The organism is Corallococcus sp. bb12-1 (genome assembly GCF_026626765.1).
GTDB lineage: Bacteria > Myxococcota > Myxococcia > Myxococcales > Myxococcaceae > Corallococcus > Corallococcus terminator.
In genome coordinates this window covers 590,306-616,281 of sequence record NZ_JAPNJZ010000018.1, presented here as the reverse complement: position 1 = coordinate 616,281, position 25,976 = coordinate 590,306, and the positions used below count along the sequence as shown (strand labels likewise).

General features: G+C 71.6%; 18 protein-coding genes. 9 read left to right on the top strand and 9 right to left on the bottom strand.

Annotation, left to right across the window (positions count from 1 at the left end; all coding sequences use genetic code 11):
- Window positions 1-173: 173 nt before the first annotated feature.
- From OV208_RS23255 to OV208_RS23230, 6 genes are all read right to left on the bottom strand, one after another.
- Window positions 174-1,550, bottom strand: a complete 1,377-nt coding sequence (locus OV208_RS23255) for a sigma-54-dependent transcriptional regulator (RefSeq protein ID WP_267576072.1) — start codon at window positions 1,548-1,550, stop codon at window positions 174-176.
- The gene (locus OV208_RS23250; protein ID WP_267576071.1) at window positions 1,547-3,079 is read right to left on the bottom strand and encodes an ATP-binding protein; all 1,533 of its coding nucleotides are present in this window, start codon (window positions 3,077-3,079) and stop codon (window positions 1,547-1,549) included. Before OV208_RS23250 ends, OV208_RS23255 begins: the two co-directional genes overlap by 4 nt.
- 120 nt (window positions 3,080-3,199) lie before the next feature.
- Entirely contained in the window at window positions 3,200-6,277 is a 3,078-nt protein-coding gene (locus OV208_RS23245; RefSeq protein WP_267576070.1) for a FrgA protein, read from the bottom strand.
- Between the two features lie 50 nt (window positions 6,278-6,327).
- Entirely contained in the window at window positions 6,328-8,154 is a 1,827-nt protein-coding gene (locus OV208_RS23240) for an RDD family protein (protein WP_267576069.1), read from the bottom strand.
- A 164-nt stretch (window positions 8,155-8,318) separates the two neighbouring features.
- Window positions 8,319-8,585, bottom strand: a complete 267-nt coding sequence (locus OV208_RS23235) for a GlsB/YeaQ/YmgE family stress response membrane protein (RefSeq protein ID WP_267576068.1) — start codon at window positions 8,583-8,585, stop codon at window positions 8,319-8,321.
- A gap of 108 nt (window positions 8,586-8,693) precedes the next feature.
- Window positions 8,694-9,428, bottom strand: a complete 735-nt coding sequence (locus OV208_RS23230; RefSeq protein ID WP_267576067.1) for a 16S rRNA (uracil(1498)-N(3))-methyltransferase — start codon at window positions 9,426-9,428, stop codon at window positions 8,694-8,696.
- 152 nt (window positions 9,429-9,580) lie between these two features.
- On the opposite strand from OV208_RS23230, the gene OV208_RS23225 reads away from it, so the two are divergent.
- Entirely contained in the window at window positions 9,581-10,576 is a 996-nt protein-coding gene (locus OV208_RS23225) for an asparaginase (RefSeq protein ID WP_267576066.1), read from the top strand.
- A gap of 255 nt (window positions 10,577-10,831) precedes the next feature.
- Here the strand turns inward: OV208_RS23225 and OV208_RS23220 are convergent, their stop codons facing one another.
- Together OV208_RS23220 and OV208_RS23215 are read right to left on the bottom strand one after the other, a co-directional pair.
- The gene (locus OV208_RS23220; RefSeq protein ID WP_267576065.1) at window positions 10,832-11,698 is read right to left on the bottom strand and encodes a 50S ribosomal protein L11 methyltransferase; all 867 of its coding nucleotides are present in this window, start codon (window positions 11,696-11,698) and stop codon (window positions 10,832-10,834) included.
- An 83-nt stretch (window positions 11,699-11,781) separates the two neighbouring features.
- Entirely contained in the window at window positions 11,782-14,385 is a 2,604-nt protein-coding gene (locus OV208_RS23215) for a M16 family metallopeptidase (RefSeq protein ID WP_267576064.1), read from the bottom strand.
- Between the two features lie 204 nt (window positions 14,386-14,589).
- On the opposite strand from OV208_RS23215, the gene OV208_RS23210 reads away from it, so the two are divergent.
- The 4 genes from OV208_RS23210 (at window position 14,590) to OV208_RS23195 (ending at window position 20,726) form a co-directional block, all read left to right on the top strand.
- A complete protein-coding gene (locus OV208_RS23210; RefSeq protein WP_267576063.1) occupies window positions 14,590-16,995 on the top strand; it encodes a plectin 1 isoform 8 in 2,406 nt (801 codons plus the stop codon).
- A gap of 13 nt (window positions 16,996-17,008) precedes the next feature.
- Window positions 17,009-18,214, top strand: coding sequence for a radical SAM family heme chaperone HemW (gene hemW, locus OV208_RS23205; RefSeq protein WP_267576062.1), 1,206 nt, complete (start codon window positions 17,009-17,011; stop codon window positions 18,212-18,214).
- A gap of 79 nt (window positions 18,215-18,293) precedes the next feature.
- Complete coding sequence (locus OV208_RS23200) at window positions 18,294-19,106, top strand: hypothetical protein (protein WP_267576451.1); 813 nt, start codon at window positions 18,294-18,296, stop codon at window positions 19,104-19,106.
- A gap of 54 nt (window positions 19,107-19,160) precedes the next feature.
- Window positions 19,161-20,726, top strand: coding sequence for a DUF4388 domain-containing protein (locus OV208_RS23195; RefSeq protein ID WP_267576061.1), 1,566 nt, complete (start codon window positions 19,161-19,163; stop codon window positions 20,724-20,726).
- A gap of 45 nt (window positions 20,727-20,771) precedes the next feature.
- On the opposite strand, the gene OV208_RS23190 is transcribed toward OV208_RS23195, so the two are convergent.
- Entirely contained in the window at window positions 20,772-21,470 is a 699-nt protein-coding gene (locus OV208_RS23190; protein WP_267576060.1) for a hypothetical protein, read from the bottom strand.
- 221 nt (window positions 21,471-21,691) lie between these two features.
- Between OV208_RS23190 and OV208_RS23185 the strand changes: the two genes are divergently transcribed.
- From OV208_RS23185 to OV208_RS23170, 4 genes are read left to right on the top strand one after another with little or no spacing between them, the layout of a single operon-like run.
- Window positions 21,692-22,468: a TadE/TadG family type IV pilus assembly protein gene (locus OV208_RS23185; protein WP_267576059.1), complete on the top strand. Its 777-nt coding sequence runs from the start codon at window positions 21,692-21,694 to the stop codon at window positions 22,466-22,468.
- A 12-nt stretch (window positions 22,469-22,480) separates the two neighbouring features.
- Window positions 22,481-24,025 carry a hypothetical protein gene (locus OV208_RS23180; protein WP_267576058.1) on the top strand — a complete coding sequence of 515 codons (1,545 nt, stop codon included), beginning with the start codon at window positions 22,481-22,483 and terminating at the stop codon, window positions 24,023-24,025.
- A 59-nt stretch (window positions 24,026-24,084) separates the two neighbouring features.
- A complete protein-coding gene (locus tag OV208_RS23175) occupies window positions 24,085-25,116 on the top strand; it encodes a hypothetical protein (RefSeq protein ID WP_267576057.1) in 1,032 nt (343 codons plus the stop codon).
- Window positions 25,116-25,976: a hypothetical protein gene (locus OV208_RS23170; protein WP_267576056.1), complete on the top strand. Its 861-nt coding sequence runs from the start codon at window positions 25,116-25,118 to the stop codon at window positions 25,974-25,976. Before OV208_RS23175 ends, OV208_RS23170 begins: the two co-directional genes overlap by 1 nt.

Below are 25,976 nucleotides of genomic sequence, written 5' to 3'. Positions count from 1 at the left end.
ATGCCAGCCGCCCGGCCGTGTGTATTTCCCTGACATGCGGAGTGCACCGGTTGCTTCCCTGTGTGCCCTTGTTGGCAGGTCACGAACTCATGGCCGCTCAGGCCCCCTCGCCGCGAAGAACCGCGGTGATGGAATAGCGTGTCATGGGCGGACTTGGAGCCCGTGGGCAGGCGTCAGAGCAGGGCGTGCTCTTCCAGCTTGTTGTAGAGCGTGCGCCGGCTGATGCCGAGCAGCCGTGCCGCGAGCGTGCGGTTGTCGCCCGCGCGCTTCAGCGCATCCACCAGCGCGTCCTTCTCCACGTCCTTGCGCCGGGACTCCAGCGTGCCGGTGTCGGAGGAGGGCAGGGGCGCGGCGGCGGGCGGCGGCGCGAGGCCGGGCTGGCGGGACAGCTCGCGCGCGACGTCCGTGCCCGTGAGGTGGGGCCCGTCGGAGAGCACCACCAGCCGCTCCATGAAGTTCTGCAACTGGCGCACGTTGCCAGGCCATGGCTGGGATTGGAGCACCGCGAGTCCATCCGCGCTCAACGTGAACGGCGGCCGGCCGTTCGCCTTCGCGTGCACGTCCAGGAAGTGGCGGGCCAGCGGTTCGATGTCCTCGGGGCGCTCGCGCAAGGAAGGCAGCCAGAGGGGCACCACGTTGAGCCGGTAGAAGAGGTCCTCGCGGAAGGTGCCCCGGCGCACCAGGTCCTCGAGCGGCTGATGCGTGGCCGCGACGAAGCGGACATCCACCTTCACCGTCTGCGTGCCGCCCAGCCGTTCGAACTCGCGCTCCTGGATGACGCGCAGCAGTTTCACCTGCACGGCCTGGGACACGTCGCCAATCTCGTCGAGGAACAGCGTGCCGCCGTGCGCCAGCTCCACGCGGCCGGGCTTGCGCGTCGCCGCGCCGGTGAAGGCGCCCTTCTCGTAGCCGAACAGCTCGCTCTCCAGCAGCGTGTCCGGCAGCGCGGCGCAGTGCAGCTTCACGAAGGGCCCCGCGCGCCGGGGGCTGCCGTCGTGCACCGCTCGCGCGGCCAGCTCCTTGCCCGTGCCGGATTCGCCGCGCAGGAGCACCGTGGCCGTGCCCACCGCGGCGCGGGCCAGCAGGGACTGCACGTCCGTCAGGGCCCGGCTCGCGCCCACGAAGAGTCCGTCGGGTGCCTTGCCGGGGCCGCGCGTCGGCTCGGGCTCCTTCTGCGCGCGCAGCAGGGCCTTGTGGAGCGAGAAGAGGAGCTCCTCCCGGTCAAAGGGCTTGAGCACGAAGTCCGCCGCGCCCGCCTTCATCGCCTCCACCGCCAGGGGCACCGTGCCGTGCGCGGTCATCAGGAGCACGGGCACGTCCGGCCAGCCGCGTCCCACCTCCGCGAGCAACTCCAGGCCGCTCATGCCCGGCATGCGCACGTCGCTCAACACCACGTCGATGGGCCTGCGCGCGAGCAGGGCCAGGGCGTCGCGCGCGTTGGAGGCGGGGTGCGGGGTGAGGCCCGCCTGGGTGAGCAGCGCGCCCAGCACCTTGAGCAGGGCCGGGTCGTCATCCACCAGCAACACATGGCCCTTCAGTGGCTCGCTCACGCGGCTTCTCCCTTGGACTGTTGGGACGGCAGGGCGGGGGACTTGGGCAGGCGCAGGCGCAGGAGGGTGCCACGGCCCTCGCCGCTCGTCAGGGACGCCGTGCCGCCGTGGGCTTCGGCCACGCGCCGCACGAAGGCGAGCCCCAGGCCGCTGCCTGTCGCCTTCGTGGTGAAGAAGTCGTCGAAGGCGCGCTCGCGCGTGCGGGCATCCATGCCGCTGCCGGTGTCCTCCACGCTCACCACCACCGCGCTGGCGTCCTCGAAGGTGCGCACGGTGAGGGTGCCTCCCGTGGGCATCGCTTCGAAGGCATTTCGCACCAGGTTCTCCAGCGCGTTGGCGAGCAGGTCCTCGTCGCCCTCGCAGGCGGGCAGGCCCGTCGCGAGCACCTTCGTCAGGACCACCTCGCCGGGATTCGCGAAGGCCTGGAGCGACAGCACGCCGTCCACCAGCCGGTTCAGGTCCAGCGGCCGGCGCAGCGGCTCCACGCGCGCGAGTCGCTGGTAGGTGCCCGCCACCCGGTCCAGGCGCTCCACCTGCTCCAGCAACAGGTCCAGGAACTCACCGTGCGCTTCCCACGAGTGGCCACGCGCGTGCTCTTCCTTGAGGTACTGCGCGGCACCCTTGAGCGCGGCGATGGGGTTGCGCAGGTCGTGGGACATCTGCGCGGAGAAGCGCCCCAGCGTGGCCAGTTGTTCCATCCGTTCGCGCCGGGTGACGAAGCCGGTGACGACGCGCCGGGCCGCCGCCAGCAGCGAGAAGGTGATGGCGGTGGTGCCCACGACGAGCGCGCCGGACTCCGCGGCGAACACGCGGAAGAGCGCGAGGTACGCGAGGACGCCCACCAGCGCGAGGACGACGGCGTGCACCGCCGCGCTCGTGGCCCGCGCGTCCTGGCCGAAGAGCTGGAAGCGCAGCGCCGCGGTGGCCATCACCGGCAAGCCCAGCAGCGTGCCCAGGTTGCCCAGCTTCAGCACGGGCAGGCCCATGTCCGCCGCCAGGTCCGTGAGCAGCATCGCGACCAGCAGCGCCAGTCCCAGCAGCACCAGCCCCGCGCGGGCCCGCTCGTCCGGCGGTCCTGAACGGCGCAGGTGCCGCGCGAGCAGCACGAACCCCGTGGTGAGGATGGGCAGCACGAGCAGGCTCACCGCGATGCCGAAGCGGACGGTGTTGATCCGCTGGGCCAGCGAGGGCACGCCGATAGCCACGAGCATGGTGAACGCGAGCGTGCTCAGCACGCCATAGGTGCCGTACATGGCCCAGGCGGAGCGGCGCCTGCGGCCCACGAACGCGAGGATGAAGTGCACCGCGCAAGGCAGCGTCATCAGCGCAGCGGCGAAGCCCACCAGCCGCCAGCCCGTGTCGCCCGAGCGCGCCTGTCCGAAGGCGGAGAAGTTCCAGGTGGACAGCGCGATGGACAGCAGCGACAGCGGCAGCGCGAGGGGACTCCGGCCCACGCGGGCCAGCGCGATGCCGGCGAGCGCGAGCTGCCCCGCGCATGCCAACAGGCTGACCCACATGGCGCCCGTCATCGCGCGCTCCCGGGCTCTAACCGCTGAGCCCGCGTGAGAAGGCGGAGCGCGAGATGTCCTGCGTAAGCCAGCAGGCGGAGACCCATCGCGCCCGTCATCGCGCGCTCCCGGGTGGGAACCTCAGAGCATGCTCAGCCGGCGGGCGTTGGCGGGATCCACCGCCGCGGCCTCCCAGCGTCGCACCGCGGCCTCGCGCTCCGTGTCGGGCGCGTCCGCGTAGAAGCCGAGCGTGTCGTGCAGGGCCCGGCTCAGCTCCTCGATGGAGGCCAGCCGTACGTCCAGCTCACGGTGGCGCAGCGCGGCCACGAGCCAGTCCGCGCGGCGGCGGCTGCGGTTCTCCGCCCACCAGGACGTCCACTGGCGCGGCTGCAGGCCCAGCGTGGCGCGCGTGACTTCTCGCAGTGCTTCGGCGGCGGCCTGCGCGCACATCGCGTCGTCGCTGCCGGTGAGGTTGATGAGGCCCTCGATGGCGTCGCGGTCGTGCAGCGTGCCCAGGGCCCGGGCCGCCAGCGAGCGGCGCAGCGCGTCCCGGCTGGTGAGCTCCTGGCGCAGGTCGCGCAAGGACCCGTCCAGGCGCGGCAGGTGCTTGAGCGCGGCGGCGGCCACGCGCGCGGCGCTGGAGATGTCCGGCTCCATGTCGAAGAGGCCGCGCAGCACCCCGTCCACCAGCTCCGCGTAGGGCAGATTGCCCGCGGTGAGCAGCGCCAGGTAGCGCGCGTCCGCGTCGTTCGAATCCAGCAGCGGCGCCAGCGCGACGGCCGCGGGACGGCCCAGGCGCGACAGCGCGGCGGGGATGGGCCCCAGCTCGTCCGCTTCCGGCAACTCCACCACCGGCAGGCGGCTCCAGGCCGTGGGCCCGGGGAAGTGCTGCGCGAGCACGCGGGCGCTGGCCTCGGGCGAACGCGCCAGCTCCGCCATCGCGCTGGAGCGCTGCGCGGCGTCCGGGCCGGTGAGCCGGCGCAACAGGGGCGTGAAGTCCGGGGGCGGCCGTTCCTCGGGGGACAGCACGCGCGGCGGCATGGCGGCGGCGCGGCCCAGGTTGCCCACGCCTCCCCGACCGAAGAACGGGCTCCAGCCGAGGCCCGCGACCACGGCGGGCGCGGGCGCGGGCAGGGACGCGGCCGGGAAGCCGGGCACGTCCACGTCGATGGTGATGTCCTCTTCTTCCGGCGCGCGCAGTTCGGACACGCGCTGCTTGCGGAAGAGGATGAGCTCCTGGAATGCGGCCGGCAGGTCCTGGCAGAACAGGATGTAGTCGCTCAGCCGGCGCTGGCTCATCGGCTTCTGGCCGCAGTCCCCGTAGAGGATGGCCACCAGCCGGCCCTTCACCTCCACCGGGTACAGGAAGACGGTGCGCGGCGCCTGCCGGCCGAACAGCTCCAGGTAGTGCCGCGTGAGCGCGTCCGGAGGCAGCGGGCCCGCGTAGCTGCCCCGCGTGACGGCCACGGTGCGGAAGACGCTGCTCGCATCCAGCGGGATGGACACCTGCGACAGGGCGCTCGCGTCCAGGCCTTCACCCCGAGCGTCCCAACCGCCCGCGGCGCCTCGCACCACCGCGAAGGCGGCCACGTAGTCGAACGTGCGGCGGCCGAAGCGCAGCGCCACGTCCACCAACCGGTCCCGGTCCCGCGTCGCCTCGCGCAGCGCGGAGCGCGCCTGGGGCAGCGTCCAGTCCGGCACGGGCGCACCCGGTGCGCTCGAAGCGCCCGCCACCGGGGCCGGGCCTTCTTGCGTGCCACGCGGACGGTTGGCGCCCGGATTCGATGCCGGGTTGCTGAAGATGATGAACGACGGCTCACCCCGGGGCGGCGCCGGTGGAACGGGCGGCGGGGTCGGCGTCGCGGCCCGGGCGGCTTCACGGGCCTGCTGCGCGGGCGCGGGAGGCCACACGGGGGGCGGCGTGGACGCGCGATTCGCCGGGGGCACTGGCGGCTGCGCGGCGGGGCCCGTCCGGGCGCTCTGCGCGGGGGGCTGTGACACCGTTGCGGGCGGCGGGACCGGGGCTGCCGGCGCGGCGGGGCTCGTCCGGGCATTCAGACCCGGGGCCTGCGGCGCCGTGGCGGTGGCCTGTGCCGGGGCGGAAGTGCCGGGCCGGGCGTTCTGGCCGGAAGCCGGGGGGGCCGCGCCCTGCGGACCGGGCGTTCCCGCGACACCGTCCGTGGCGATTTGCCGGGCGGGAGCCTGGGGCGTGGCCGGGCGCGTGGCGGGAGGCTGTCCCTGGGCGGCGGGCGCGGTGCGGTTCGCCGGCGGTGTTCCCGGGGCGGCGGTGGCTGGCCCCACGGGCGTCAGCACGGGCACGGTCGGCGGGGGCGGGAGAGGCTTCTCGCCGGGGGGATAGAGCGTCGGGGGCGCGCCGCTCGCGGGTACGGCCGCGGTGCGGTTCGCCGGCGGTGCGGCGGGCGTGGCTTGGGCCGGCTTGCCCGGCATGTTCAGCCGCAGGGGCTCGCGCACGTACGCGGGCGGCGGGATGTCAGCGGGGGCCGGAGGTGGGGTGGGGCGCTGGACTGCTCGGGCCGACGTGACGGGGCCCGCGGAGGAGTTGAGGCGCAGGGGTTCGCGCACGTACGCGGGCGGCGGGATGTCAGCGGGGGCCGGAGGCGGGGCGGCGGGCCGGGCCTCGGACGCCAGGGGTTCCTGGGCGACGGAGCGCGCGAGCTGCTCCACCATGTCCACCGACATCGACTCGTCCTCGGGAGGAGGAGGCGGCGGTGGGGTGTGGGTCCCGGCCTGCTGCGCGACGAGCGCCTCGCCCAACTGGACGAAGCGCGGCGGCAGCGGCTGGCGGTAGATGATGGAGATCCACTCGCGCACCCGCAGCTCGATGGCGACCCAGAGCTCCAGCGGCTTGCCCAGGAGGAAGCCGACTTCGTCGAGCTCCTTCTTCGGCACCGGGTAGGCGCACGCCACGTGCAGCGTGGTGCCGTCCAGGGACAGCGGCACCACGCTCAGCCGCTCCGCGATTTTCGGAGGGATGAAGGTGGCGACCTCCTGGTTGGGCTCGAAGTCCACCAGGTTGACGGGCCGGAAGCCGGAGGCCTCGCCGAGCATCGCGAGGACGTCCTGCTCGGACATGCCGCGCTCCATCAGCGCGGTGTCGAGGTGGCCACCCTGGGCCTGGTGTTGACGCAACAACTCCCCGGCCTGCTCCTGGCTCAGGAGGCCGCGCGAGACGAGGTGCTGGGCAAGGCGGGAAGGCATGAAGGCCGCGGCATCTTACGGCCACGGCCGCAAGGCACAATGAGCCGGTTTCAGCTCGGTTGGACGACGAAGGTGGACGTCAGCTTGTCATGCAGGGTCTGGCCGCGCCGGTCGAACAGCGCCATCCAAAAGCCGCCCAGGAAGAGAACGAAGGAAAGCCCGGCGAGCATCGCCCGGAAGATGGCCCGGCCCGGGGTGGGCGCCATGCCGTGGGTGTCCACCAGCCGCAGTCCCAGGAGCAACCGTCCCAGGGTGCGCCCATTCCAGAGGAAGGCCGCGACGGCGCAGTACACGGTGGCGAGCACCAGCACCAGTACCACGCCCGGCAGCAGCACGGTGTGCAGTGCGCGCAGCCAGGCGACGAAGGCATCCAGCCCCGTCAGTCCCGGCTGGGGACCCTTCACGCCCGCAATCGACGAGGCGAGGACGATGTAGGCCGCCGCCACGGCGCCAATGGCCGCGGTGTCGACGGTGAAGGAGAGCAGCCGCCGCCACAGCGACGCGGGGCGCGCGTGCACCTCTCCGGCGGCCGGAGCCGGCGTGGGGGGCTTCGACTTCGACTTCAAAGGGGCGGCGGGGGAGGGCACGGCTTCCATGCGGGACACTCCCGGGGCTGGCGGCAAGGAGGCAGCGGCGTAGGCCGGCGTCTCCAGCGGGGGAAGGAAGGACGGGTCCTCTTCGTGCGACGAGGATGCGGCTTCCCGGTACGGAAGACCGGAGGCTGCCGGAGCCTGGGCGGGGGCCTCCATGCGGGGGAGACCGGAGGCGGCCGGGACCTGCGCGGGTGCCTCCATGCGCGGGAGTCCGGAGGAAGCCTGGGCCTGCGCGGGCGCGGCGTCTCGGCGAGGCAGACCGGGCGCCGGCAGGGGACGCGCACCGTGCGCCTCCGTACCGTAGGCCGGCGTGGGCACCGAACCCGGGCGGGCCTCCGCGTTCACTGGGGACTGCGCCGCGCGAGGCACGGCGACACCGGGATTCTGGAAGCCCGCCTCCGACAGGGCCGCCGTGGGAGCGGCGCGCGGCGGGGCATTCGCAGCCACCGGGGCCGCATTCGGCGCCTGCACGGTGGCGGGGCGCGGCGGGAGCACGGCGCCGGACGGGGCGTGGGCGGCAGGCTGCGCGGCGCGCGGAGCCGCTTGAGCGGGCGGGGCCACGCGCGGGGCTGCGGCGGCGGGAGCCCGGACCTGACCTTCCGCGTGCGGCGCGGGGGCGCGAACCGGTGCCTCGGCCCGCGTGGCTGCGTCCGTCGGCGGAACAGGGGCACGCGGCGGCATGCGAACGGTCGCATCGGCCTGCGGCACGGCGGCACGCACCGTCGCATCGGGATTCGGCGTGACGGTCCGAGCGGTCGCGTCGGGACGAGGCGCGGCGGCACGCACCGTCGCATCGGCCTGTGGCGCGGCGGCACGCACCGTCGCATCCGCCGGAGACGCGGGCGCGCGCATCGTCGGTCCATCCGTCACGGGCGCGGCGGCGCGGGGCGCGGCGGCACGCGGGGGCTGCACGGCCGGAACCTGCGGAGGCGCCGCGGGTCGGGGCGCGGCGGCGCGGGGAGCGGCGGGAGGAACGGGCGCACCGGCGGCCGGGCGCACCGTCGGGGTCATGCCCGGCGGGGTGATGGGGCTGCGCGGAGGCTCCATCGCGAACACGGGCGTGCCCCGCAGGGTCTCCGGCTCCAGCGGCTCGCCGTCGAGGGTGGTGGCCTCGTGGGCCACCGGAGCGGTGCGCTCCCCCAGCTTGCGGCGATCAATGTGGATGTCGCGGTCGAGCAGGCTCGGGACGGGTGCGACCGTGGGTGGGCGCGCGGCGGTGGCGGCGCAAGCGGTGCAATCTCCGACCGGCGGCAGCGAGGCGCCGCACTTCAGGCACTTGGACAACGGATCCTCCTGGCGATGCGCACAACCGCCGCCATGAAAGGCCGCATTCAGGCCTGTAGCAAGAAAAGGACAAGCCCCCGAGGTCCCTCGCCCGAGGAACCGTCAGGGGCTCATCAACCCTTCGGCAGCCGTCCTCCAAGGGACGGTGCGAGCGGGCGTTCACGCTAGGCGTGGACGCGGCGCCGTCCCGCTGCTCCGACCAGGAGTAGCACGAGGATCGATCCCACCACGGACATGATGATGCCGGAGGCGTGCAGGTCGAAGAGGCGTCCGTTGCGCTGGAACAGCGAACCGATGAGGCCGCCCACCAGCGAGCCCACCATGCCCAGCAGGGTGGTGGCCACCAGGCCCATGCTCTGCTTGCCCGGCAGGATGGCCCGAGCAATGAGGCCCGCGATGAGGCCGATGATGATGAATGCGATGATCCCCATGAGAGTCTCTCCTTTTGAGGGACCCGCGAGGTCCCGAATGGCAGAAACGTAGGAATGGGCACACGGATCCGTGACCCGGGATGGGGGGAGGGGTTGTCCGCCCGCCTGCTACCCGAGCGACCCGTCTAGATGCTGCATCACCGCGAGCGCCGCGAGCGCCGCCGTCTCCGTCCGCAGGATGCGCGCTCCCAGCGTGACGGGTCGTGCTCCCAACGCGCGCAGGCCGGTGACCTCTTCCCGCGCCAGTCCGCCTTCGGGACCAATCACCAGCGCCACCGGCGTCTGGGGGCCCACGCTCCGGAACGCCTCACCCAGCGGCACCGCGGACTCCTCCTCATCCAGCACCAGCAGCAGCGTGCCCGGCGTCAGTGACCGCGCCGCCTCCAGCAGCGGACGCGGCGGGTGCACGCGCGGCACGTCGTCCCGGCGACACTGACGCGCGGCCTCTTCGACAATCTTGGCCCACCGCTGGGTGCGCTCCTCGGCGCGCTTCGGCTCCAGCTTCACCACGCTGCGCGCGGTGGCCACGGGATGGAACGCGGTGGCGCCCAATTCGGTGCCCTTCTGCAGCACCCACTCCAGCTTGTCCCCCTTGGGCAGCCCCTGCAGCACGCTCATCTCCCGCGCGGGCGGCGTCACGCGAACGGTGCCCAGCACGAGCCGCACCTCCTCCGCGCCCAGGCCCGTGACGCGGGCCTCGAAGGCGCGGCCCTTGCCGTCGAACACCTCCAGCGCGTCACCGTCCTCCAGCCGCAGCACGTGCACGAGGTAGTGGCGGCGCTCGCCCGTGAGCGTCACGTCGGAAGGGGTGGGCTCGGGCAGGGGGACGAAGAGGCGGACCACGGCGACTTCCTTGGGAGGAGGGGCGCGAAGGATTCAGCAGGCCCCGCCCGGACGCCAGCCCCGCCATCCCCTTTTTTGGACACGTCCCCCGGGTGCGGGTCCCGGTGCGGCAGGACACGCGGACGCCCGTCCTGCTATGGGCCGCCACGCCCATGTCCACCTTCGTCATCGAGTCCACCCGCTCCGGCTTCGTCGAATCCTTCCACGTCGTCTCCGTCGCGGTGGTGAGCGCGGAGAGCACGCTCGTCGCGGCGGCGGGAGATCCGGACCGCGTCACCTTCTGGCGTTCAGCGGCCAAGCCCTTCCAGTCGCTGCCGCTGGTGCAGGACGGCGCGGCGGACCGCTACGGCTTCGGCCCGCGAGAGCTGGCGCTGGCGTGCGCGTCCCACTCCAGCGAACCCGTGCACCGCGCGCTCGCCATGCAGATGCTGCGCGCGTCCGGCTGTGAAGAGAACCAGCTCGCGTGCGGTCCGCATCCGTCGCTGTCGCAGGCCGTGGCGGAGGAGGCCCTGCGCGCGGGCGTGGCGCTCACGCCCCGGTGGAACAACTGCTCAGGGAAGCACGCCGGCATGCTCGCGCTGGCCCGTCACCACGGGTGGGACCCCACGGGCTACGCCAGCGCCGGCCACCCGGTGCAGGAGCGCATCCAGGATGAAATCGCCAAGTGGACGGGCCTGCCGCGCGACGCGCTGGTGAAGGGCGTGGATGGCTGCCTCGCGGTGTGCTTCGGCCTGCCCCTGCGCGCCATGGCCACCGCGTGGGCCCGCTTCGGCATCTCCGAGGACCCCGCCGCGCGCCGCCTGCGCGAAGCGATGCTCGCGCACCCGGATCTGGTCGCGGGCAAGGGCCGCGCGTGCACGGACCTGATGACCGCCTTCCAGGGCGAGGCCGTGGTGAAGATTGGCGCGGAGGGCGTCTACTGCGCCGCGTTGCCCAAGGCCCGGCTGGGCGTGGCCCTCAAGGTGGAGGACGGCGATGCCCGCTGCGCCGCGCCCGCGCTCCTCACGGTGCTGCGGTTCGTGGCTGAACAGCAAGGCATCCCGCTGCCCATGACGGGCCTGGAACACCACGCGGAGCCGCGCCTCTTCAACACCCGGGGCGAAGTCGTGGGCTCCCTGCGCGCGGCCGGCTCACTCGGCTTCGCGTGAGCCCCACTCGCGGGACTCGGAGCCCGCTGTAGCGCGGAAGGTCACACGCGCCGCGCACCCCGTAACCCGGCCCGCTACAACCCCGCGCTCCATGTCCCCGCGCCCCATCAGGGGTGACGCGGGCACGCGGACTGCAATGACTCCCGGCACACGGCGGGAGTCGCGAGGTCCTGTGGTCAAGGGGGAAAGCCTCGCGAGTCCAAGGCAGGGGTCGGGTTGGCGGACCATCGTTCGCGACCCGACCCCCCTTTGTTTTCAGCGCTGCAAATCGATGCGCACCCATTCGCCCTGCTGCGCGCCCGCGAGCACCGTGCACCCGAGCTTCCGGAACGCGGCCTCCACGTCCACGCGCTGGTGCGCGAGCACGCCGGCCAGCACCAACCGGTCCTTCGCCTTGGCGACGATGAGGGGCGCCAGTTCAATCAGCGTGTTGGCCAGGATGTTGGCGAGCACCAGGTCGAACGTCTCCGGCACCTGCGTCAGCTCACGCTCGGAGATGTCCAGGTCCGGCGTCGCGTTGTCGGTGCAGTTCTCCCGCGCCAGCTCCACGCAGACGGGGTCGTTGTCGGTGCCCACGACGGTGCCCGCGCCCAGCTTCTTCGCGGCGATGGCGAGCACGCCCGTGCCGGTGCCCACGTCCAGCACGCTCGCGCCCGGGTGCGTGGCCATGAAGTCGTCCACCGCGGCCAGACACAGCGCGGTGGTGGGGTGGTCCCCCGTGCCGAAGGCCATCTTCGGTTCAATCACGATGCGCACCTTGTCCTTGGGCGCGTTCTCCGCCTCCCAGGGCGGGCCCACCCAGAGGCGGCCCACCTGCACGGACTTGATGAGCGACTTCCACTCATTGCTCCAGTCCTGCTGGGGCTGCTCGTCCAGGGTGATGCGCGCGTTGGGATGGGACTCGGCGACCGCGTCGCGAGCGCCCTCCGCGGTGTCGCGGTCCTCGAAGTAGGCGACGACGATGGCCTCACCCGGGGCCGGCGCGCGCACGCCCGGCATGATGGGCATGTCGGAATCGCGGACTTCCAGGCCCAGGGCGCCGGACTCGTGGAGGAGGTCCTGGAGGATCTCGGACGCTTCCTCCGCGATATCCACGGTGAGTGAAAGATAGGTCTGGGACATTCGCCCCTTCTACCCCAGCCGGTGCGGCGTGGAAGCGCCGTTGGACGCTCCCACGCACGTCAGCCCCGACCCCGGCCGTGTCGCTACGGCCCCACGACGGCCATCGCCACGCGGTCGAAGTCGATGACCCGGCGGGCCACCTCCTGCACGTCCGCGGCGGTCACCTTCGCCACGTGCTCGGAGTAGTGCAGGAAGTTGTCCAGCCCCACGCCGTAGCAGGTGTCCAGCGCGAGCAGCGTCGCGCGGGCGCTGTTGCGCTGCAGGTCGATTTCGTACGAGCCGATGATGTGCTGCTTGGCGCGCTCCAGCTCCGCGTCCGGAATCGGTTCGTCGCGGATGCGCTCCAACTCCTTGCGCATGCCCGCCACGGCCGCGTCCACCTTCTCCGGGCTCGTGCCCATGTAGACGGCGAAGTAGCCCGGATCCAACCCGTCCATGGAGAAGCTGCTCACGCTGTAGGCCATGGAGCGCTTGTCGCGCAGCTCGACGAAGAGCCGGCCGCCCTGGCCCGACAGCACCGTGGACAGCACATCCAGCGTGATGCGCCACCGGTCCGTCAGCCGCGCCGCCTGGAAGCCCATCACCAGGTGCGTCTGCGCGCGCGCCAGCTCCTTCTTCTCCGAGCGAGGAGACGAAGGCGGCGCTTCCGGCAGCACCTGCTTCGGAGCCACCGCGCCGCCGCGCGATTTTCCGAAGAATTCGAGCGCCAGCGCCCGCACCTCCTCCACGCGCACGTCGCCCACCACGCTGAGCGTCATCTGCGAAGGGTCCATGTGCTGCCGGTGGTACGCGCGGAGCTGATCCGGCCCCAGCTTCTCCACCGACGCCTTCTCGCCCGTGAGCGGCAGGCGGTACGGGTGCTCGCGGTACAGCGTGCGCGCGAACAGTTCGAAGGCGAGGCCGGACGGCTTGTCCTCGCGGGTGAGGATGTCCTGGAGCAGCAGCGAGCGCTCCCGGGCCACGTCCTCCTCGCGGAAGGACGGGTTGAGCAGGCAGTCCGCGAACAGCCGGAAGCCGGGCTCGAAGTAGCGCGACAGGAAGTCCGCCTTCAGGCTCACCGAGTTGCGGCCGCCCTGGGCGCTGACGTTGCCCGCGTAGATGTCACTGAGCTGGGAGATTTCATCCGAGCTCAGCGTGGTGGTGCCGCGCGTGAGGGTGCGGCTCACCAGGGTGGTGATGCCGTTGTCCTCGACCGTCTCGTAGCGCAGGCCGCCGGTGAAGGCCGCGCGCATGGAGAACAGCGGCACGTGGGGCTCCACGCGCACCACCAGCGTCGCGCCGGAGGGCAGCTTCTCCTGGTACACCTCCGAGCGCGCGGACGCCGCCGTGCTCCGGGCCGGACGCGCCGGGGCGTCAGGGGGCGCGGTCCGGGCGGTGCGCTCCGGGGGCGTGAGTCCGGGGCTCTTCGCCGCTTCGTCCAGCGCGGCGTTCACCGAGGCCTCCGTCAGCTCCGCGGCGGGCGGCACCAGCGCGGTGACGACAGCGTGCTCCAGCCGCAGGTACTTCTGCGCCACGCGGCGCAGGTCCTCGCGCGTGAGACCGCGGATGTGTTCCATGTAGCGGGCTTCGGACTCCAGGCCGCCTGGGCTCGTCTGGTACGAGCCCAGGTTGCGCGCGGTGCCCTGCACGGTCTCCTTGCGGTAGACGGACTCCGCCTCAACCGCCGCCTGAAGCGTGCGCAGCTCGTCCTCGGGCACCAGCGTCGTACGCAGCGCCTCCAGCACGCGCGCCGTCTGGGTGAGCGCCTTCGCGGCCTGGGCCGGCGGCAGCGTCAGGCCCACGGAGAAGATGCCCGGGTCCTTGGGCGTGTACGCGGAGGCGTGGATGTCATTGACCAGGTGCTGGCGGTGCTTCACCTCGCGCACCAGCCACGACGACTCACCCTGGCCCATGACCATCGCCAGCATGTCCAGCGCGGGCACGTCCGGGTGCTCCAGCTCCGGGATGGCGAACGACAGGTGCAGGTACGCTTCCTTCACGTCCTCCGTCTGCACGTGGACGCGCCGGCCGGTGGGCGCAGTGTCGCGGGGGCGCTCCACCGGGCCCGCGTAGGGCCGGCCCCAGTCACCGCCGAAGATCTCCTCCACCCACTCGCGCAGCTCCGACTCGCGCAGGTCGCCCGCGACGGACAGCACCAGGTTCCTGGGCGTGTAGTGCCGGTGGTAGAACTCCAGCACCTTCTCGCGGGTGAACCCGCGCACGCTCTCCTCGGTGCCGATGACGGGCAGCCGGTAGGGGTGCGTCTGGAAGGCGGTGGAGAACAGCGCGCGCGAGGCCCGGCGCGACGGAGAATCGAAGCTGCGCTTGATCTCCTCGCACACCACCTCGATTTCGCGCGCCAGCTCGTCCTTGTCGAACGCGGAGCGGCGCACCGCGTCCCCTAGGATGTCCAGGCCCGTGCGGGCGAACTGGCTGGCGATGACGATGTGGTAGACGGTCTGGTCGAAGGACGTCCACGCGTTGATCTCCCCGCCGTGCGCTTCGATGTCGCGGGCGATTTCACCGGGGCCGCGCCGCTCCGTGCCCTTGAAGAGCATGTGCTCGTGCAGGTGGGCGAGCCCGGCCTGGTCGGGCCGTTCGTCCGCGCTGCCGGCCTTGACCCAGACCTGGAAGGCCGCGACCTTGGCGGCGTGCTGCTCTTCGAAAACGACGGTGAGACCGTTGGGCAGGGCGTAGCGGATGGCCATAGGGAGCGTCCGAAGCTGTCACCGCCCCCCCGGGGAGGCAAGGCGAGGTGTGCGAGGTGTGATGTTTGCCCCATTGGCTAACGCCCGGCGCCCCCCGCGTCGAGCGGACCGTGCCGCCTTCCTCCCGCCAGGCAGGCGAAGCGACGGCGGGTGTGTCGCGTAACTGGTGGAAACCCCCCGCCGCCGGTAACCTGGGAAGCGCACATGCCGTCCCCTCCGGATGAGGCGGATCCGTTCGCGGACCTCAAGGATTTGCTGGATGACGGCGACGCCCCGGTGGCGACGCCCGCCCCGGCGCCCTCCAGGCCCATCACGGTTCCCAAGCCTCCCACCAGCGCGCCTCCGCCCCTGCCGCCCCGTCGGCCGGTCGCACCCTTGTCCGCCGACCTGGCGGCCCGCTCCGTCGCGACCACGCCAGCACCGGTCGCCGCCCGAGTCCCGGCCACCCCCGCGCCCATCGGCGGTGGAGGGTTGCCCACGACCGCCCCCCTGTCCCCGGCGGCCGCGGCGCGCAGTCCCGGCAAGGGAGACCCATTCGCGGAGCCCGCCGAGCCCCGGTTGCCCATGGGCGGCTCGCCCGAGGACAAGCTGGAGTTCTTCCGCGGCATCCTGAAGCAGAAGACGGAGACGCTGGCCCGAGCACGTGCCCTGTACGCGGAGCGCGAGGCGGAGCTCGCCCCCCTGCGCGCGGCGCTGGAGAAGGCGAAGAAGGACGCGGGCGCGGCGGGGACGCCGGGCAAGAGCGCCCAGGACGAGCAGCGCGCGCAGCTGGCCCAGGCGAAGCTTGGCGCGCTGGAAGCGGAGCTGGCCGCGTCGGAAGCGGACCGCCGGGACCTCACGCGCGCGCTGGCGGAGGTGGAGTCGGAGGTCCCCCGGCTGACGGAGGAACTCCAGATCGAACGCGAGTCGCGCGGTTCGATGGCGGAGGAGCTGGTCGGCGCCAAGGAGGCGCTGGGGCTCGCGCAGGACCGGGTGGCGGAGCTGGCCGCCGGCAAGTCCGAGGCCCAGGGCGCGCTGGAGGCCGTCCAGGAGCAGTACCAGTCGCTGCTCGGGGACGTGGAGCGGCTGACGGCGGAGGCCCAGGCGCTCATCCAGGAGCGCGACGCGCTGAGCCTGCGCAGCGGCCAGTTGGAGGCGGCGCTCGCGGAGGCGCAGGGGTCGCTGGGCACGCTGGAGAGCGAGAGCGACTGGTCGCGCAGCTCGCTGGAAGAGGCGCACAACCACGCGAAGCTGTTGGAGGGCGAGCGGGACGCCGCGCGCCGGCAGCTCGCGGTGGTGGAGGACGGGCTGCGCTCGCTCCAGACGCACGTGACGGAGCTGGAGCGGACGCTCGCGCTGAAGGACGCGGACGCGGTGGGCCTGCGCGCCGCGCTCACCGCGCGCACGGGGGAGGCCGCGGAGCTGCCCTCGCTGCGAAGCGCCCTGGAGGGCCGTGCCGGGGAAGCCGCCCAGGCCCAGGCGCGAGTGCGTGCCCTGGACGCGGAGCTGGCCCAGGCGAAGGAAGGGTCGCGCGCGGAGGTCGAAGCGGCGGAAGTCCGCGTGCGGATGGCCGAGTCGGACCTGGCCTCGCTCCGGGAGGTGCTGGAGGCGGCGGAGGTCGAACAGGTCTCGCTGCGCGACCGGATGGAGTCGGACGCGGCGGCGCTCGGCGAAGCGGTGCACGACGCCGAGGCGCGGGTGCACGACGCCGAAGCCCGGGTGCAGGCCGCCGAGGCGAAGGTGGCGGAGCTGACCGCCCAGATGACGGCCGCGCAGGCCGGTGACGAGGCCCATCAGCAGCAGATGGCCGCGTTGGACCGCAAGCTGGCCACCACCCAGGCGGAGCGCGTTGGCTTCTCCGCGCGCGTGTCCATGCTGGAAACCGCCGTGGGCCAGCGCGACGCGGAGCTGCAGCGTCTGCATGCCCAGGTCGCGAAGGCGCAGGAGGAGCTGTCGCTGGAGCGCACCCGGCGCGAAGCGGTGGAAGCCGAGGTCGCGGACGCCCGGGTGAACCTCGCCGAGGCCGAGGCCCGCGTGGACGCGCTGGCGGCGGGGCAGGGCGGACAGCGCGAGGAGCTGGCCTCCCTCTCCGAGCAATTGGAGGCGACCCGCGCCGAAGCGGACAAGGTGGACCGGCTCCACCAGCGCGTGAAGATGGTGGAGGGTGCGCTGGAGGCCTCCGAGTCCAAGCGCCGCGTCGCTGAAACACAGGCGGCCCGGGCGAAGGACCTGGACGCGAAGCTGGCGCAGGCCCACGCCGCGTTGCAGGCGGAGCAGGCCGCGAAGGCCGCACTGGACGCGAAGCTCGCGCAAGCCAACGCCGCGCAGGCCCAGGCTGGAGGCGCACAGCAAACGGAGCGCGCCGCCCTGGAAGCCCAGCTCGCGCAGGCCAACGCCGCGTTGCAGGCGGAGCAGGCGGCCCGGCAACTGCTCGAAGCCCAGCTCGAGGAGGCCCCCTCGGCGGGCGCTTCGGATGCCCCCGCCGGATGGGCGCAGGAGCGCGAGCAGCTCAAGGCGGACCTCGCCTCCATGAAGCGCAAGCTGATGGCGGCCGAGTCGGCGCTCGAATCGGCTGCCAGCGCCAAGGCGAAGGTGGCGAGGCTGGAAGCGCAATTGAAGGCCATGAAGTAGAGGTTCCACCTCCATGTCCTTCGCCGCGCCCACGGATCCGCTGACGGGGATGCAGGCGGCCCGCTTCGGGCTGTACCTGCACTTCCCGTACTGCCTGGCCAAGTGCCCCTACTGCGACTTCGCGGTGGCGGTGGCGCGGCAGGTGCCGGAGGAGCGGTACGCGAACGCGGTGCTGGCGGAGCTGGACGCGCGCCTGTCCGCCGACCCGGCCCTGCGCACGAAGCCGCTGGAGTCGCTCTTCCTGGGCGGAGGCACGCCGTCCCTGTGGCACCCGCGCTACGTGGCCCAGGTGTTGGAGGGCATCGCCGCGCGCATGTCGCTGGCCCCGGGCCTGGAGGTGTCGCTGGAGGGCAACCCGGAGCGCGCGGACGCGGAGCGCTTCGCCGGCTACCGCGCCGCGGGCATCAACCGGCTGTCCCTGGGCGTGCAGTCCTTCCAGCCGCAGACGCTGAAGGCGCTGGGCCGCGCGCACGACGCGGCCATGGTGGAGGGCGCGGTGGCGGCGGCGCGCCAGGCGGACTTCCCGGTGGTGGCGCTGGACTTCATCTACGGCGTGCACGGCCAGACGCGCGCGCAGGTGGAGGCGGACGCGCTCCGGGCGGTGGCGCTGCAACCCGAGCACCTGTCCACCTACGCGCTGACGGTGGAGCGCGAGGTGCTGGCGGAGGACACGCCGCTGTCCAAGCAACTGGCGCGAGGCGAGCTCACGCTGCCGGAGGACGACGACGTGGTGGCCATGGCCCGCACGGTGCGCGACGTGTACGGCGCCCATGGCCTGGCCCGCTACGAGGTGTCCAACCACGCGCGCCCCGGCTTCAGCTCCAGGCACAACGCGCTGTACTGGACGGGCGGCGAGTACCTGGCGCTGGGTGTGGGCGCCACGGGCATGCTGCTGTCCCCCCAGGCCCACCGCTACGTCAACCTGCGCAGCCCGGAGGCGTACCTGCGCGCGGTGGAGGAGGGCAGGGTGCCCGAGGCGAGCCGCGAGGAGCTGGGCCCCGAGGAACTCTTCGCCGAGCGACTGAGCATGGGCCTGCGTCTGGTGTCGGGGGTGGACTGGGAGGCCGTGTGTGAGCGATACGGCCAGCCCGTGGAGCCCCGACGCGCGGAAGTCGAGCGGCTGGTGGCCCATGGCTTCGCCACGCGGGACGGGCCCAGGCTGGCCCTGACGGAGCGGGGCGCGGACGTGCACAGCGCCATCTGTGCGCGGTTGCTCTAGGCAGACCGCTGGGAAGCGGTCGTGATGGTGGCCGCCGGCAAGCGCGGTCGTGACGGATGAGGAAGGACGTTCGACCGTGCTGACCAAGTGGTTCTTGTGGATGGGCCTCACGCTGCTGACGGGCAGCCCCCTCATGTCCCTGGCCCTGCTGGCCGTGCTGCTCTTCGCGGCGGACCGCTTCACCCTCCAGGTGTTTCCCAGCCCGGTGCGCGCCCTGAAGAAGTGGCAGCGCGCCGGAGAGCTGGCCGGCACCATCCTCACCAACACCCACGACCGCCGCGCCCGCGCGGAGCTGGCCGACATCCGCCTGGGCCAGAAGCGCTACCCGGAAGCGGTGGACCTCTTGCGCCCCAACCTGGACGCGGGCGACGACGACGTGGACACCCTCTACCTCCTGGGCGTGGCCTACCTGGGCGCGGGTGAAGCGCCCAAGGGCGAGCTGCTGCTCGACGAGGCCGCCCACCTGGACGCCGACTACCGCCAGGGCGCCATCGACCTGGAGCGCGGCCGCTTCCGCCTCCAGCGCGGCGACCTCAAGGGCGCGCGCGAGGCCCTGGAGCGCTTCCTCCTGGTGCGTCAGGGCTCGGTGGAGGGCCGCGTGCTGCTGTCGCGCGTGCTGGCGAAGGAAGGCCTCGTGGCGGAGGCGAAGGCGATGCGCGACGCCGCCTGGCGCGAGTACACCGTGGCGCCCCGCTTCCAGCGCCGCCGGGACCGCTGGTGGGCGTACCGCGCTCGCCCGTCCCGTCCGCTGACGTACGCAGCGCTGGCGCTGGTGATGATGGGCGTGGGGGCCTACGTGACCCGCCAGCTGCCCCTGCACGACGTGGCGCCGCGCTACTACTATGATGCGCCCTACGCTGCGGATGACCTGGGCGGGGAAGACGCGGAGTAGTCCGCCGAAGCCCGCGCCGGGCCCTTCGCCCGACCCGAGGCCAAGGCTCCGCGCATGTTCCCCCTGCCGTCCCAGGTGCTGCGCCAGCGGGAGGGAACGCTGGCGGACACGCCCTTCCCGCTGCTCCTGCACGCGCTGATGGTGGAGGAGCGCACCTGCACGCTGGAGCTCAAGGTGCGTCAGCGCGAGAAGCGCATCACCTTCGAGGACGGCGCGCCGGTGGCGTGCCACTCCAACCTCCTGCACGAGACGCTGGGCAAGTACCTGGTGGAGAAGGGCCGCCTGGCGGAAGGCGACTACCAGAAGGCCCTGGCGGAGAGCGTGTCCTCCGGCATGCAGATGGGCGCGCTGCTCGTGCAGAAGGCGCTCATCAGCCCCTTCGACCTCTACAAGCAACTGCAGGCGAACCTGGCGCACAAGCTGCTGGACTGCTTCCGCTGGACGGACGCGCGCTACCGGCTCATCTCCGACGTGGAGACTCCAGACGCCACCGTGCGCGCCAACAGCGCGCAGCTCATCCTCACCGGCGTCTCCACCCAGCTGCCCTTCGACGCCGTCGCCACGCACTTCACCTTCACCGACGACCGCCGCTTCGGACAGCTGCCCGGCGTGGAGTCCGCGCCCAAGCTGTCATCCAAGGACGCGCGCCTCTTCCAGGCCCTGCGCCAGCGGCCCACCTTCAACGAACTGCTGGAGCGCACCGGCTTCGACATGGAGTCCGTGCTGCGCCGCCTCTACGCGCTGTGCCTGCTGGGCGTGGCGGGCTTCGTGGAGGACGTGGACCTGAGGGCCGCGGAGCTCGCCGCGAAGGCCCCTCCAGTGGCCACCCCAGCGCCGGTGAGCCCCGCCGTGGCCTCCGCGCCCGTGCCCGCCGTGGCCTCCGCCGCGATGTCCGCCACCGGCACGCCCTTCTCGGATGACGACGATGCCGCGCGCAACGCGCTGGTGGGCGCGTTCCTCTCCCACCGGAGCCAGGACCCTTTCGCGCTCCTGGACGTGCCGGAGGACGTGCAGCCGGTGGCGCTGCGCAAGGCGTTCCTCGCCGCCGCGGACCGGTTCGCCCCGCTGCGCTTCCAGACGTCGGAGCTGAAGGAGAAGGCGGAAGGGCTGCTCGCCGCCTATGCCCGGGCCTACGGCGCGCTGTCGGAGCCGGAGCAGAACGCGCTGTGGAAGAAGCGCCGGCAGGCCCAGCGGGAGAAGGCTCGGGGCACCGGCCGGCCCACGGCGGCCGAACAGTTCCGCATCCGCACCGACCTGCTGGACGCCACCACCCAGTTCGACGAAGCGAAGCGGCGCCTGGAGGCGCGCAACTTCGCGGGCGCCTTCGAATACTTCGAGTACGCCTGCGACATCGACCCCCGGCCGCTCTACCAGGCCCACCGCGCCTGGGCGCGCTACCTGATGAAGCCGGAGGCCCACGGCCGGCTCGTGCTCCAGGAGCTCCAGGAGCTGGTGCGCCAGGAGCCCGGGCTGGAGGAGGGCTGGGCCTTCCTGGGAGACGTGGCCCGGGGCGAGGGCCAGTGGGCGCTCGCGGAGGACGCGCTGCGCAAGGCCTTCAAGTTGAACCCCCAGCAGCGCCGCTACGTGGCGCTCATCCAGGACATCGCCCGGAAGCGGTGAAGGGGGCCGCGCGATAGGCGACAGGCTCCCCCTCACCCTCGGGGACTACTTGTTCGGCAGCGCCGCGATGAAGTCCCGCTCCGCCTGGGTCAGCGCCTTTTCGTGGGTCAGGTTCCACACGATGCTCTGGATCTGGGCCACCGCGCCGCCCGTCACGGGCAGCTGCTTGCTCGCCAACAGGGCGAAGAGCTCCTTGAAGTCGCTGTACTGGGTGACGGGCCCCTTCTTGAACAGGTCGGTGGGGGCGTTGCCCGAACGGGTGTCGTTGAGGCAGTAGCCCTTGATGGGCGCGACCATGTACTGGTCGGAAGGCACCTCGATGGTGAGCCCCTGCACCAGCATGCCGTGCTGCACCTTCTGGCTCGACGACACGAAGATGAGGCCCGGCGGCAGCTCGATGTTGATGGGCCCGTTGGTGGTGTTGCGGAACTCCATGCACAGCCGGATGAGGTCCCCGCTGCCCCGCGGAGCCAGCGCCTTCTCATCCTCTTCGCGCTTGCAGCTGCCGTCCGGGTCGAACGGGTTGAACCCCTTGATGGGGTCCGTCAGCTCGATGCCCGCAGGCAGGTTGAAGGGAAGGCCTTCCGGCTCCTTGTCGCTGTTGGCGAACCCCGGGCGGTCGGTCTGCTCGGTGGGATCCTCATCGTCGGGAGTCTCTCCGTCTTCGTCCCCGCAGCCGCTGCACGCCGCCATCAGCACCGTCGCCACCAACCCCGCCAGCCGTGCCTTGTGCCAGTTCATCATCCTGCTCCTTGCATGAAGGGTCCTTTTGCCTGCCAAGCATGAGGAGGGACACCCGTCAAGTTCCCCCTGGCGGCACCCGGGGCGGGATGTCCGCCAGCGTGGTTTGGGGTACCCCTCCCCGTCCACTTGGCGGATTCCGCCGGACGGTCCGTGGGGGCAAGGTAGCGATCATTCAGGAGAGTCGGTAAGACTCCCACTTCATGCGCACCCAGGGGTCTTTCATGCGGGACAGACGCGAATCCGGGCAGGTGGCGGTCGAGACGGCCATCGTGCTGCCGATGTTCGTGTTCCTGATCCTGGGAACACTCCAGCTCGGGATGATGCACCAGGCGCGGCTGATGACGAAGTACGCCGCCTACAAGGCCGTGCGCGCCGGGGCGCTGCACAACGCCAATGTGAAGAAGATGGAGAGCGCGGCGATCGCGGTGCTCCTGCCCCTCATCAGCAGCTCCACGGGTGGCGGCGGTGAAACCATCAAGGCCATCGAGAGCGCGACCGACTTCCAGATGAAGTACGTCTGGGCGTCCAAGAACAAGATGATGGACGCGGGCGGCCTGAAGTACGCGGACGTCAAGATCTGCGGCCCCACACGCGAGGATATCAGCGCGACCTCCGGCGAGCTGGACTTCGACAACCCGTCGCAGATCACCTCCACCGGCAACTGGGGCCAGAGCCAGCGCTCCAAGCTGCGCATCCAGGTGACGTTCAACTACCGGCTGCCCATCCCGTTCGCGGACATGGTCATCTACAACATCGCCCGCGCCAAGAAGATGCCCCCCGTCCTGCGCCTGGGCAACGGCAAGGACAAGACGGAGTACGTCGGGGACCGGGAGATGCTGGGGAGCGCGGCCCAGTACGACGCCGCGGCCCAGAACTCGACCTACATCCTTCCCATCCGCGCGACCTACACCATGCGCATGCAGTCCAACTTCTACCTGGGCGCCAACCCCCTGCCGGCTTCGAACGAGTGCGTCTTCAACTTCGACACCCTGCAGTAACCGGAGTAGCCAATGCCTGAAATCTCGCGCCGCCGCCGCTCCCGTGGCCAAGCAATGGTGCTGGCCTGCCTGTCCTTCCTGACGCTGGCCCTGATGGTGACGTTGAGCTTCAACCTCACCCACGCCTTGCGCAACAAGATGGGCCTCCAGCAGCACAGCGACACCATGGCCTACTCCATGGCCGTGATGGAGGCTCGCGCCCTCAACTACTACGCGGTCAGCAACCGCTCCATCGCCGCCTCCTACGTGGCGATGGCCAGCATGCACGCGTACATGTCCACGGCCAGCCTCACCCGTGAGATGTTGAAGGCGTCCCAGACGAACTTCTACATCATCATGGCGATGGAGTTCGCGCAGTGCGCCTGCTGGACGTGCATCAAGCACTGCATCCACGGCATCCAGGCGCTGAAGGTCGCGAACAAGTATTCGAAGAAGGCGAACAGCTACGCCAGCGACATCAAGGACGTGGAGGACAGCTTCAACCAGACCATCAAGTCCCTGGACACCATCGTGGAGTCGGTCCACGCCTCGCAGATGGCCGCGCATGCCAAGACGGCGCTGGCCGTCCAGAACGGCAGCGGCAGCGGTCTGGACAAGCTGACCGAGTGGAACTCCAAGGGCGCGTCGACCGTGGCCGGGGGCGTGGGCGGACTCAACGCCAACGAGTTCAACTGCGCGGTGGACGGTCTGCCGTGCATGGGCGGCGGCTCGAACTCGGCGGCCATCGCCCACTCGAAGACGATGACGGACATCGCCAACGCCAGCCGTCCCGGGTGGACGGCCAACCGTGACGCGGGCGGCATCCCCGCGCCCTACTACCTGCACCCCAGCTTCCTCAACGAGCTGATGAACGACATCCCCGGCGAGGGCCTGCACCTGCCCCTGCCCACGATGAAGGGCTCCGCCGGTGTCGGCGCCAAGAAGGGTGACTGGGCCCCGCCCGGACAGGTGGGCACCAAGGGCAGCACCGTGGTCTCCCGCGACGAGGGCGGCGCCATGTTCAACCAGTGGAAGGACGGCATCGCGCCCTACATGCCCTTCGACGCGGAGATCTGGAGCGACTCCAACGGCGGTGGCCACAACCCCAAGCAGGCGCACTCCGGCAAACACGGGGAGTTTGACGGCATCGCCACGAAGACGGGCCTGGGCTGCGTCCTGACCGGCAACTGCTTCATGAAGTTCCGGGGCAACTCGCAGGCGGACAAGGACTTCGGTCAGCCCCGCTCCTACAGCTACGTCACGCGCTCGCTGCGCTCGGGCAACGCCAGCCAGGCGCCCTGGGAACTCAACAGCTCCGCCACGCTCAGCTTCACGCATGGCGAGCAGGGCACCGCGAAGCTGACGCTCGCGGCGGACGAGGGCGCCGCGCTGTCCAAGGCGCTGGTCTACTACCACCGCCTGGGCGCCAACGGCTGGCGCGAGGCGCCCAATCTCTTCAGCCCGTTCTGGCGGGCGAAGCTGCATCCCTTCACCGCGCAGGAAGCGGCCACGGTGCTGGGTGCCGCCGGCAGCGCTGATTCCGCCCAACTCGCCGCCACCCCGGAGCTGAGCCTGTGAGCCCTTCTCTTCGCCGTCACGCCTCTCGCGGTGCCGCCTCCGTGGAGATGGCGCTGAGCATGCTGGTCTTCATCCCGGTGTTCCTCTACGCGCTCTTCCTGGATGACCTCCTGCGCTACGCGCTGGATGCCCAGGAGGCCGCGGTGGCCACCGTCTGGGATTACACCATCCAGAACTGGGCTGAGAAGGAAGGCGGCGAGTACGGCGGCTTCAGCCAGGTCCAGGGCTTCGCGCGCCAGATGTATTGCGACCACGAGTCCGGCGTGGACAGCTACGACAACGTGGCCTTCGACTGCCAGGGTGAGACGCACCACCAGCACGCCGCCCTCACGTCGCACCCGTGCTGGCTCAACACCGGGGCCCAGCAGGTGGAGTGCCAGGGGCCGGACAAGGACGTCGGCAGCCTGGGCGTTCCCATCCACAGCAGCTACTTCGACGAGTTCAACCACGGCGGCCTCATCCGCTGCTCGGCCCGCATCGGCGTGCAGAACTACATGCTGCCGCAGACGTTGTTCCCGGAGTTCTCCGACGTGGACCTGGCCAAGGAGCAGCAGTCGGAGGCGGACGGCGTCCACAGCAACGCCGGTGGTGACACGGGGGGGACGAAGACCTACCTGATGCCCACCGAGCAGATGTCCATCCTCACGGACACGTGGGCCATCAACGACGACGTGACCATCGAGCCGGGCGACAAGAGCGGTTCTGGCACGGGCGGCGAGCACTTCTACGCGGAGGTGAAGAGCGTCTACCAGGACACCGCCAACCTCGGTTACCCGATGCTGCTGTTGTCCACGACCCAGTTCTTCGGCCAGGCCATCAGCAAGCAGCTGCTGAGCCCCATCCAGGTGGCCACCATGATGGCGAGCGACGCGGACTCGCCCATCAAGGCGGACAACCCCAGGTCGCCCAACGTCTCCATCAAGCCGTTCACCAACGGCATGCAGACCCCCAGCCAGAAGGTCGAGCAGGCGGGGCAGAGCCGGTACTTCTACAACAGCGAATGGCGCGACTGGGACAAGAACAACCCCCAGCAGAGCTACGGGAACCGGGGCGTCTCCTATATGGGCTGCAAGCAGCCTGAAAGCTGCTGATGTCGGAGCGTTCGTCGTGGGTGGCCCGCATCGTCGGGGGGCTGCTGTGCCTCGCGGTGTTGGGCGGATTGATGGGAGCCGCGCTGGAGGGCGTCATCTACCGTGACGCCCCCACGCCGCTGGAGAAGGTGCAGGCGAAGGCCGACCTGGAGCTGGCCCAGCCTCCTCCCAGCGGCAGGCGCTCCGCGGCGGACGAGGCCATCCTCGCCCGCGCGCTGGTGCACTTCCCGCCCTACCCGAATGCCTCCAGCCGTCCGGAGGCGCTCGCCGCGGACTACCTGGGCCCGGACGTGCCCATCGCGGTGGCGTGGTTCTCCACGCAGGACCCGCCGCAGAAGGTGCTCCTGCACTACCGGCAGGTGCTGCGCGACGCGGGGCTGCCGGTGCTGGGGCACGAGTTCAGCGCCTACGGCGGCTACGTGGGCTACTGGAGTCCCGCCACCAAGGAGATGCGGATGGTCTCCGTGCTGTACCAGGGCGGCGAAACGCTGGTGTTCGTCTCCGCGGGCGAGGTGGCCAAGGCCCTGGAGAGCCAGTCCGCGCCGCCCCGGTGGGTGCCCCTGCCGGCGGGTGCTGACAAGCCCCAGGTCATAACGCTCCAACTGGAGGGCGTGACCCAGTTCCTGGTGGCCGGTGAATCCCCCACGGGCAGCATGGCGGAGGTGGAGGCGGACTGGCGCAGGGCGATGGCTGCGAAGGGCTGGGAAGCAGGCCCGTCCTCCGAGGCCGGGCCCAATGCCCTGGGCTTCGAGGTGGGGCATGATGGCCTGAACGGACAGGCCTTGCTGAAGCAGTCCTCGTCCGAGGGCGTGGTGGAATTCAACTTGTCGGTGATGCGGCGGCTGAAGTCAGCGCCCTGA